We start from the raw sequence: 11,123 nt of genomic DNA, 5'->3' as shown, positions 1-11,123 counted from the left end.
TCACGTCCGGGGACTGCCTGGGCGGGGTGCGGTTGCTGTCGGACGGGGAATGTTCTCGCCCGGGGAATCGCCGAAACTCACCACGACTCGCGGAGCGGAGTGCTATGGCAACGCTGCAGATCGACAAGATGCTGGAGACGGTCGTTCGCGAAAAAGTGAGCGATCTGCATATCACCGTCGGACAACCTCCGGTCGTCCGGTCCGGCGGGCGCATGATTCGTCTCGAAACCAAGTCTCTGCTGCCCGAAGATACGGTCGGGCTGATGAAAAGCATCACCCCCGAACGAAATCAGCAGGAGCTGCAGGAAGTCGGCGGGACCGACTTCGGGTTTGCGTTTGGCGACAAGGCCCGGTTCCGCGTGGCGGTGTTCAAGCAGCGCGGCAACGTCGGAATGGTTCTCCGGCGAATCCCGAACGAGTTTCTGACGTTCGAACAGCTCGGCCTGCCCCCGATTATTCGGGACCTGATCCTGCGTCCTCGCGGACTGTTTCTGGTGACCGGGCCGACCGGCTCCGGCAAGACAACCAGTCTTGCGAGCATGATCAACTACCTCAACGAGAACGTCGACCACCACATCATCACGCTCGAAGATCCGATCGAGTACTACCACAACCACAAGAAATCGACGATCAATCAGCGCGAGATCGGCGTCGACGTGCCGGATTTTCCGGAAGCTCTCCGACGCGCCCTGCGAATGGATCCGGACTGCATCCTGGTCGGCGAAATGCGCGATCTCGCGACCATTTCTTCCGCGATTACCGCCGCCGAAACAGGCCACGTGGTGTTCGGCACGCTGCATACCACCGGCGCCCAGGGAACCGTCGACCGGATCATCGACGTGTTTCCGACCAGCCAGCAGGAGCAGATCCGGACGCAGTTGTCCGTGGCCATCATCGCCATCCTGTCGCAGGCGCTCCTGCCGCGGAAGCCCAAGGGGCTGGTCGCCGCCTACGAGCTGCTGGTGGTGACGCCGGCCATCGCCAACCTGATCCGCGAGGCGAAGACCTACCGCATCAACTCGTCGATTCAGACCGGCAAGAAATACGGGATGCAACTGCTCGACGACGCCCTGTTCGGGCTGTGGAAAAACGGGCTCTGCGAAGAAGACGACATCGTCGTCCGGTCGAACAATCCCGGCGAATTGAAGGCGCGGCTGGCCCGTGCGAAGAAGGGGCTGTTCGACGACGACGAGGAAGAGGAAGAAGACGAAGAGGGAGAAGAATGATCGCCCGGCGACTTCGACCGGCGGGCGAAACTCAGCGATCGAGCGGACTTCAATTTCAAAGTTCCCGTCCCGCGTTCTGCGGGCGGTCCAGGGAATAGCGATTCATGGCTCAACGACGGCTCGGACAGATTCTGGTCGACCTCGGTTACATCAACGAGGACCAGCTCTGGGATATCCTGGAGGAGCAGAAACGCAGCTCCGGTGAAATCATCGGGCAGGTGGCGATCCGCATGGGACTCGTCACGGACGCTCAGGTGACCGAGGCCCTTGCCGAGCAGTGGGGGATGGCGGTCGTCAATCTGACCGAGACGACGATCCCTTCGAAAGTGCTGGAACTGGTTCCGCAGACGATGGCGGATCTTTACAAGGTCATGCCGATTTCGCTGAAGGACAATGTCCTGACGGTGGCGATGGCCGACCCGCAGAACGTCGGAGCGCTCGACGATCTGCGGAACTTCCTGGGCCTGGAAGTCCGTGGCGCGGTGTCGAATCAGAAAGACGTCGAGGCCGCGATCGCGCGGTACTACGCCGACAAAACCGACAGCGTCGAAGACATTATCGGCCAGCTCGAGGAGGAGTACGGCGACGACGGTTCCGCATCGCGGGGCTTCGACCTCGCAGAGGAACTCGACGCCGCCGACTCGGCCCCCATCCGCAAACTGCTGAATATGATTCTGCTGCTGGCGATCAAGGATCAGGCCAGCGACATTCACTTCGAGCCGTTCGAAGACGAGTTCAAGGTCCGCATCAAGGCGGACGGCATGCTTTACGAGATGGTTCCGCCCCCCCGGCACCTGGCCAACGCCATCGTGACCCGCATCAAGGTCATGGCGGAGCTGGACATCGCCGAACGCCGGCTGCCGCAGGACGGTCGGATCGAATTGAGCGTCGGAGGCAACAAGGTCGACCTGCGGGTCAGCACGCTGCCGACGATGTGCGGCGAGTCGGTGGTCATGCGGGTGCTGGATAAGACCGTCGTGCAGCTCGATCTCAACAAGATCGGGATGGACGCCGGGACGCTGTCCAAGCTCCGGACGATCATTCGCCGGCCGAACGGGATCGTGCTGGTGACGGGGCCGACGGGGAGCGGCAAGACGACGACGCTGTACTCGGCTCTCAACGAGCTCAACGACATCGAAACCAAGATCATCACCAGCGAAGATCCGATCGAGTACAACATCGACGGACTGGTGCAGGTGCCGATCAATCACGAAATCAACGTGACGTTCGCCAACGTGCTGCGGGCGATTCTGCGGCACGATCCCGACACGATTCTGGTGGGAGAGATCCGCGACTTCGAGACGGCCCAGATCGCCGTTCAGAGCGCGCTGACGGGGCACCTGGTCTTCAGCACGTTGCACACCAACGACGCCCCGACGGCGATCACCCGGCTGAAAGATATGGGCATCGAGTCGTTCCTGATCACCGCGTCGCTCGAAGCGGTGCTGGCTCAGCGGCTCGTCCGCAAGATCTGCACGGAGTGCCGGACGCAGTTTGATCCCAGCGACGAGCTGCTGATGGAACTGCAGCTCCCCGTGGCGCAGGCGCGCAAGTACCGGTTCTACTACGGCAAGGGTTGCCAACGCTGCAACAACTCGGGCTATAAGGGCCGGACCGGCATCCACGAGCTGATCGACGTGACGGACGACATTCGAGACCTGATTACCAACAACGCCAACGTCGACGAGATGCGCAATTTCTGCCGCAGCCAGGGGATGGTCACGCTGCGGGAGTCGGGACTCAAGCTGATCTTCGACGGCAACACGACGATCGACGAAGTCGTCCGGGAAACCGTCATGGACGATTCCGACTAACCGTCTCGCCTGTGCGCGGGTCTCGACAACCCAATTCGACCGACCAAATTCGACCACCGACCAGTTCGACTACCGAAATCGGGCCATTCGCGGAGCTCTGTCATGGCGACTTTCCAATACGAGGCGATGGATAACACCGGCCTCGAGATCAAGGAATCGATCGAGGCCAACTCCGAACAGGAAGCGACGCAGAAGATCCGCGAGAAGGGCTTCTACGTCACCAAGATCGTCGAGAAGGGCCGGGCCAAGGAAAAAGACAAGAAGAAGACGAAGGGGGACGCCAAGACGGCCGCTGACGGCCGGCGCAAACCCAAGAAGCGGAAGAAGGGGGGCTTCTCGCTCGGCGGAGTGAGCGGCAAGAAGCTGTGCACGTTCACGCGGCAGCTTTCGACGCTGCAGGACGCGGGGCTGCCGATTCTGCGAAGCCTCCGGATTCTGGAAGGTCAGGCCAAGCCGGGCCCGCTGAAGACTTCGCTGTCGAACGTGATCGAAGACATCGAATCGGGGAGCACGCTGTCCGAGGCGATGGCGAAGAATCCCAAGGCGTTCGACAACCTGTACGTCAACATGGTGAAGGCGGGTGAAGCCGGCGGTGCGCTGGAAGTCATTCTGCAGCGCCTGGCGGAGTTCAAGGAACGGGCTCAGTCGCTGAAGCGCAAAGTCCAGGGGGCCATGATTTATCCGTGCGCGGTCATCACCGTCGCCACGCTGATCGTGGGCTTCATCATGTATTACATCATTCCGAAGTTCAAAAAGATCTTCGAGGATTTTAATACGGAGCTGCCGGAGATCACGGTCGTGCTGATCGGCACCAGCGACGCCGTCGTGAATTACTGGTACCTCGGCCCGGCGATCCCGTTCGGACTGTGGCTGATGGTCAAGATCATCAAAAAGAACAAGACCGGAGCGTATATCTGCGACTGGGTTGCGCTCCGGATACCGCTACTGGGAATCATCTTCCGAAAAGCGATCGTCGCTCGAACGTCGCGAACGCTGGGAACGCTGATCGCTTCCGGCGTGCCGATTCTGGAAGCGCTGGCGATTACCCGCGACACCGCCGGCAACGCGATTTTCTACAAGGCCTACGACCATATTTCGGCGGCGATCCGCGAAGGGGAATCGATGGCGATTCCGCTGAAGGAAACGCGCACCGTCGACGACATGGTCGTCAACATGGTCGACGTGGGCGAAGAAACCGGTGCGCTCGACACCATGCTTTATAAAGTGGCCGACGTCTACGACGAAGAAGTCTCGATCCTGGTGGAAGGCCTCGTGAACCTGCTGGAACCGCTGATGGTGGTGATCCTGGGGTTGATCGTCGGCTTCATCGTGATCGCGTTGTTCATGCCGCTGATCAAGCTGCTCAACGATCTTTCGTAGAAGTTGAAGAAGTGGCTAGTGGCTGGTGGTGAGTGGCTGGTGAAGAGAAGACAGACACGGGTTACGCTGGGTTCAGGCGTCGGACGGAGGGGATCATGCAGGCAATCACCGTAGAGAACCGCGGGCGGGGTCAGGGGCTCCGGGCCGGCTTCACGCTCATCGAACTGCTGGTGGTGATTCTGATCATCGCCATCCTGCTGGGACTGCTGCTGCCCGCTCTGCAGGGGGTGAAAACCCGGGCTCAGATTGTCCGGGTGCGGACTGAAATCTCTGCGATCGAGTCTGCGATCGCCTCGTTCGGACAGGAGTTCGGCGGCATCGAAGTGCCGGGCGAGATCACCCTGTGGTCGCACCCGAACGAATGGAACGCCCCGGCGGGGCAGCGTGACCGCGCGATCATTCGCAAGATGTTTCCGCAGTTCAATTTCAATACCTGCGGCGGAGCGGCGTGGATTGATTCATCAGACCCAGCAAACCCGGTCGGGCCGGATCTGCACTTGAACGGCGCCGAGTGCCTGGTGTTCTTTCTCGGGGGGGTGCCGGACGTCAAATCACAAGCCGCCACCGTCCCGACCGATGTCACTCTGAACGGTTTTTCGAAGAACCCCACGACGCCGTTCGACAATACCGCCAGCAACCGGATCGGACCGTTCTTCACCTTCGATTCGTCGCGGTTCGTGAACAACGACGGCGATCGGGTCGTCGAGTACGTCGATCCGCTCCCCTCTCAGAAGAGTCCCTATCTCTACTTCAGTTCGAACGGCGGGCAGGGGTATCGGACGCTGCTGGGTTCCGGCACAAACTGGTGCAATACCGACAACTGGGATGATCCCACTGTGGCCGACACCGCCACGGACTGGTTGAACGATCGACGCTGGATGAAGTTCTGCTACTACAGCGCTTTCAATACGACCGGCGCCACGGCCGCCGAGCAGAAGAAGCTGAGCACGCCGTTCGCCAAGACCAAATACCAGATCATTTCGCCCGGTTACGGCGGCGTGAAGGCTTCGACGCCCCGCGAGGCGTATGGCGTTGGAAAGCAGTTCAACCCGTCATCCACCTCGGCGACGGTTTCGGAGTTCGACGACGACAACATCACCAACTTCCACAACGGCGGCACGCTGAGCGGTCGCTAGCGAGCCCTGCGGGAGGAGGATTCTTCATGAAACGATCATCGACGCGCGCAGCGCGATCCTCGAAGCGTCCAGGCTTTACGCTGCTGGAGCTGCTGGTTGTGATCGGCCTGATTCTGTTCATGATGACCGTGCTGGTGATGACGATCGGCAACGCCATCGGCTCAGCCAAAGAGAACGCGACACGGGCGACGCTGTTGAAGATCGACGGCCTGCTCCAGCAGCGCATTGATGCGTTCTATACCAATCTCGAACAGGCCGCCAAGCGGGGCGAGATTGCCGCCGACGCGGAGGGCCGAACTCGGATCGGCAAGAGCTTCGCTTCGTACCTGTCGAACAATGCGCTGATCGATCTTCCGTCCAACCTGCGGCCGATGCTGGTTCGCAAGTACCGGTTCAGGCTCGCCTTCCCGCAGACCGGCGATTCGTCGGGAACGCTGGAGGCGGACTCTCCGGGACTGGTCCTGCCCGGGAAAGCATTCGCCGGGAATCTGCCCGACAAGTACGAGAGCTCGGAGTACCTTTACTACATGCTCGTCCAATCGGATTTCTTCGGTGTTCCGCCGGTTGATGACGGAGAGTTCAGTTCCACCGAAGTTGGCGACCTGGATAACGATGGTCGCCCGGAGTTCCTGGATGCCTGGGGAAATCCCCTGCGGTTCTACCGCTGGTCAACGCGAATCATTCGCCCGCGGGGACTGTCCTTCGCTCCCGATCAGACGGTAACGCAACTCCTGGTCGGCGGCGTGCCGGCATCACCGACCGCTTCGGGCGATACTTCGCCCCTGACGCTGGATCCCGACGATCAGCTCTCGGCCTTCGGACGAATGCAGTTGTCGCGGAACAACGACCCCGCGCAGATTGCCGCCGACTTCGAACGGGCGTTTCATACCCTGCAGTCCTACCACTGTCCGCTCGTCATTTCCGCCGGTCGGGATGGAAAGCTGGGTCTGCTGGAACCGTACGACCGCAGCGGGACGTACGGCTATCTGGGCCAGCCCGAGGCGAACGTGCCTGGCACCCCGGCGTATGTCCTGATGCTGGATCGCGTCAGCGACAACATCACCACTCGTAACGTCAAGACGCGGTGAGGCAGCGACTATGATCCGCGAACGTACAATTCCCGCACGACGGACTCCCGGCATCGGCCGCACCGCATTCACGCTGGTGGAATTGCTGGTCGTCCTGGTCGTGATGCTGCTGCTGGTGGCGATGACGGCTTCTGCCGTCAACGTGGGATATTCCCGCGATCGCGTCCGCGGGGCGGCCCGGCAGATTCAATCGTACCTGATGGGCGCCAGGGATCTGGCGATTTACGCCAAGGCGCCGCGCGGCGTTCGCTTCCTGGCCGACCCGACAAATCCCCGACAGGTCAGCAGCATGGTGCTGGTGCAGCCGACCGAACCGTGGAATGGACGGGTCCAGATCCTGCCCAATGACAACAGCCTGGCCTGGAACTCCTCCACGAACGGGCTGCTGCGCGTGCGGCTCAACGACACGAACCGTTCCCCCAACTGGATCGAGTTGCGCGATCTCGGACTGTTGCAGGTCGGCGCCCGGATTCGAATTCCCGGGAACGATCGCGGCACGTGGTATGTCGTCGGCAGCCTGGATCTGCCGGCGTCGATGCCGACGTCCGATCCGCAGGATCTGATTCTCACCACCGCCTACCGTCAGCCGCCGCCGCAGGCGTCTCCGGCGACTATTTCCGAGACCGCGGAGATTGAGCTCCCGCCGTCGATCGTCCCGGGGAAGCAGCCGGTCCAGTTCAGCAAGGGGGCCGTGATCGATCTCGACCGTTGCGGCGTCGACACCGGCGCCTCGAACATTGTCTACCAGCTCGGCACGAAGCTGCCGCTCGGCTGGAAGATCCCCAATAGTGCAACGCCCCCCACCGCCTTTCGCTACATCAGCACGATGGATGTGATGTTTTCCCCGCAGGGAGCGATCACGGGGCTGGCGGCGTCCAAGGGGATCATTCACCTCTACATCACCGAACAGGCGGCAGCTGATCTGGGATTGCCGGCGTATTACGACCCGGAGATCCCCGCCACCTGGCCGGGGACTCCCCCGAGCGCTCCGTTCGAGAGCGTGCCTGATAAGAACGCAGTCAGCATTTTCACGAGGACCGGCGGAGTCATTGCGAGCCCGATCTTTCCCGCCGATCCCTTTCGATACGCCGAGCGCGGGGAGGTTGCCGGGAGATGAATCCACTCCGCCAGACTTTATCGAGAACTGCAGGCCGTCCCGGCGTGACGCTCAGCGAAGTGCTGGTGTCGCTGCTGGTGATGAGCATCGGCGTCATTTCGCTGGCGACGCTGTTTCCGATCGCCACCCTGCGAATGATCCAGGCGACGCAGCTCACACAATCGACGCAACTGCGCTACAACGCGGAAGCACTGACGCATGCGCAGCCGGCTCTGCTCAACGGCGCTCCGGCGTGGCAGGCAAGCACCATCTATAACGTCGGCGATGTCGTCATCCCGTCGGTGAAATCCACGCAATACTACGTCTGCTCATCGTCTTCCAGTTCGAATGCCTCCGGTCTGCGCGAACCGCAGTGGCGCACCAACATCGGTGCGACGACGACCGATAACGATGTCGAATGGACGACTCGGCAATGCCGGGTCTATATGATCGATCCGCTGGGCTGGGAAGAGCGCAGCGAAGAGATGAGCGGTCTGGGGCTGGCTCCGCAGCCCTTCGGCGTCGACTATCGCAATACGTTCGGCCGGGTGGCGCCGAACTCGATCTGGCCTCCCGCCTGGCGGCCGGCGCTGGTGGCGGAATCGCCTTACCGCATGGTCCGATTCCGGGGAACGGCCCCGCATAACTTCAGCCGTCCCGTGGTCGAATCGACGCCGGCCCTGCAGGCCGCTCGTCGTCGGCTGGCCCGGTTGGCCGGGATGTCGCTCGACAGTTTTCAGCTTCAGGCGGAATCGACCGACCTCGACACGGCGGCGTTCACCACCGACGGACAAGGGCGCCTGACGGGAATCGCCATGCGCGATCTGCCGGCGGGGCTCAGCGAGACGATTCTGCCGGCCGATCTGGCCTCCGGCGCTGTCGAAGGGCGCGTCACGCTGTTTGATACGACGGGCCGGTTCAGCGAAGTCCGCCAGATTCAGGCGTTTGACGACAGCAACCCGAACCAGCAGCGGATCGTGTTTGGCGATCCGGCCACGGGGCAAGCTGCGCCGCTGGACTGGAATAAGCCGCCGTTTTACGTCACGGCCCTGGGGACGCCGGTCATCGGCCGGGTGGTGATCGAGACGCGCGAGCAGCGATTCAGTTGGATGCTGGCCTGCCGAATTTCGGGAGGTACCACGTACGCCAGCGTGGTCTGCTTCTTCAAGCGGGGCTTCGGCGCGAGCGACGAGTTGATCCACCCGGCGCACTTTGCGAATCGGCTGCCGGGAGGGGACGGAATCTGGGGCAATTTCGACGACATCCTCAACAATAACCGCGTGGTCGTGCAGACCAATCCCGCCGCGATCGACCCGCCCTTTCTGAAACGCGGCGGCTATGTCTGCGACGCCCAGAACAATCGCTGGTATCGCATTACCAGTTACGAAGAAGTCACGGACGCGCTGCAGGCTCAGCAGAACATGGACGGGAACTTTCCCAACGCCCAGCTTGCGGCAGCGCCCGGTGCGATTCTGACGCTGGAGACTCCGATCCTGGAAAACTCCGGTTACTACGTCAAGGGTGCAAACCCGGTCGGTCCCGGGGGCGTGATGCTGATGCCGGGGGTGATCGACGTGTATCCGCTCGATCCTTCGCTGCCGTGGGAGGAGAATTAACATGCGTTCGGCCAGGAATGCCCGTCGCGGCTTCACGCTCGTCGAGATGCTCGTGGCGGTGACGCTCGTGCTGTTGATGATGTCGATGTTCGCCCAGATCTTTCAGATTGCGGGGGGAGCGATCACGAAGCAGCGGGGGATCGCGGAGAACGACCAGCGGACCCGCACGTTTCAGAACATTCTGAAGGCGGATCTCGACAAGCGGACGTTCCGCCTGGTGATGCCGTGGGCAGCCGGCGAAGATGCCAATCAGGCCGAGGCGTCCGCCACGGATCGCGAGGGGTATCTGTATATTTCCGAGAACGATCCGCTGTCGGATATCGACGATCTGCTGCAGTTCACGACAAACGTGCGGATCGTGACGAAGAACCGGAATTCCGATCCGTATGTCGGCAAGGCGACGCAGATCGCCAATCTGTACAACTACCCGAATCAGCCGGAGGCGGATGATGCGCGTCCCGACGCGAACGGGGCCGGGCAGTCGTCGGCGGCGGAGATTTCGTACTTCCTGCGCGGTGGCAACCTGTATCGCCGGGTGCTGCTGATCCGCGAGCCGCTGAAGCTGGCGAATTCGACGGACCAGCCGACGTATGGGACGCGGGATGCCTTTGACTGGAACGATACGTCGGGGCCGCCGAATACGTATCCACGGACGGGAGGAGCGACCGGTTCCGGCTCCACGTTCTGGAACGACTTTGACTACTCAGCATATTTCACAAATGGGTATGCGCACTTCCACGGCCTTTCGGACCTTACGAATTCCTCCAGCCAAGCGTTTTCGCTGGGTAAGCCCCAATTCCGGTTCGGGCATCATCCGTTGACAGCGCACTCGCGGGAGTGGTCGAGCAACAATTACTTCCTGGGTCGGTATACACACGAAGAGACGTCGGTTTCGACGTTCAACTATCCGCAGGCGCTGGTGGGACTGGCGACCGATCCGATGAGCCCGGCGGCGGTTGTGAATATCGACGAGACGCCGGACGTCTTGCCGTATCGCGTGGTCAGCGGGTTCGCCAACGGGCCGCGGCGGGGGGAGGACCTGATCTTGGCGAACGTGCATATGTTCGACGTGAAGGTCTGGGACGGGAGCGCCAATTTTGGGGTCGGTCGGTTTGTGGACATCGGATACCACCGCGGCCCAAATCTCCCGACGAATCCCGACTATAATGGCGACTATACGTTTCAGAAGAATGTGAACTCGGACTACGGTTCGGACCTGAATACGGGGGCTGACGCCGATCACGACGGCAACAACTTCGAGAACCGGGTCTTCGATACTTGGCACCCTGACATAAAGAACGTGGATTTTAATAACGATGGCTCGTACTCGGCCGCGGCGGAGATTCCTCCGTACCGGCGCGTGCTGCATACGCCGGTCCTGCCGGGGGCGACGTATGCCGATTACGAGAACTGGGTGGCGGCGCCCGATACGGTCACCCCTTCGCGGTACTCCGTCGGATCGCTGGTGTTTCCGCAGGTCGGGTATGGGGCGCTGGAATCCCAGCGGCTGTACTACGTCTGCGTCGCATCAGATCCTACGATTACGGGGTCAGCGACCGACCTGAATCACGGTACGTCCGCTCCGACGTGGCCGCGGACGGCGGGCGGGCGGGTGCTCGACGGCGATCTGGTGTGGGAAGCGGTCGACAACTGGAAACCTCTGCGGGCTCTGCAGATTACCGTGCGATTTTTTGATGTCACCAGCAACCAGATGCGACAGAACACGTTTGTCCATTCGCTGGTGGATTAAGTCCAGAACTGTCTCGA

General features: G+C 61.5%; 8 protein-coding genes. All 8 read left to right on the top strand.

Annotation, left to right across the window (positions count from 1 at the left end; genetic code table 11):
- The first annotated feature begins 104 nt into the window (after positions 1–104).
- The 8 genes from SH412_RS03105 to SH412_RS03070 all read left to right on the top strand — a co-directional run bounded on the left by SH412_RS03105 (position 105) and on the right by SH412_RS03070 (position 11,106).
- Positions 105–1,226: a type IV pilus twitching motility protein PilT gene (locus SH412_RS03105; protein WP_336522047.1), complete on the top strand. Its 1,122-nt coding sequence runs from the start codon at positions 105–107 to the stop codon at positions 1,224–1,226.
- 104 nt (positions 1,227–1,330) lie between these two features.
- The gene (locus SH412_RS03100; protein WP_336522046.1) at positions 1,331–3,040 is read left to right on the top strand and encodes a GspE/PulE family protein; all 1,710 of its coding nucleotides are present in this window, start codon (positions 1,331–1,333) and stop codon (positions 3,038–3,040) included.
- Between the two features lie 102 nt (positions 3,041–3,142).
- On the top strand, positions 3,143–4,420 hold the full coding sequence (locus tag SH412_RS03095; RefSeq protein ID WP_336522045.1) for a type II secretion system F family protein: 1,278 nt from the start codon (positions 3,143–3,145) through the stop codon (positions 4,418–4,420).
- Between the two features lie 95 nt (positions 4,421–4,515).
- Complete coding sequence (locus tag SH412_RS03090) at positions 4,516–5,556, top strand: prepilin-type N-terminal cleavage/methylation domain-containing protein (protein ID WP_336522044.1); 1,041 nt, start codon at positions 4,516–4,518, stop codon at positions 5,554–5,556.
- A gap of 26 nt (positions 5,557–5,582) precedes the next feature.
- Entirely contained in the window at positions 5,583–6,644 is a 1,062-nt protein-coding gene (locus SH412_RS03085) for a type II secretion system protein (protein ID WP_336522043.1), read from the top strand.
- Between the two features lie 10 nt (positions 6,645–6,654).
- Positions 6,655–7,761, top strand: a complete 1,107-nt coding sequence (locus SH412_RS03080; RefSeq protein WP_336522042.1) for a hypothetical protein — start codon at positions 6,655–6,657, stop codon at positions 7,759–7,761.
- Positions 7,758–9,356: a type IV pilus modification PilV family protein gene (locus tag SH412_RS03075; protein WP_336522041.1), complete on the top strand. Its 1,599-nt coding sequence runs from the start codon at positions 7,758–7,760 to the stop codon at positions 9,354–9,356. The genes SH412_RS03080 and SH412_RS03075 overlap by 4 nt, the downstream gene beginning before the upstream one ends.
- A 1-nt stretch (position 9,357) precedes the next feature.
- Positions 9,358–11,106: a type II secretion system protein gene (locus SH412_RS03070; RefSeq protein ID WP_336522040.1), complete on the top strand. Its 1,749-nt coding sequence runs from the start codon at positions 9,358–9,360 to the stop codon at positions 11,104–11,106.
- Positions 11,107–11,123 lie beyond the last annotated feature (17 nt).

The sequence above is a fragment of the Planctellipticum variicoloris genome (assembly GCF_030622045.1).
Classification (GTDB): domain Bacteria; phylum Planctomycetota; class Planctomycetia; order Planctomycetales; family Planctomycetaceae; genus Planctellipticum; species Planctellipticum variicoloris.
The sequence above is the reverse complement of the archived record's forward strand: the minus strand, read 5'-3'. Positions and strand labels throughout refer to the sequence as shown.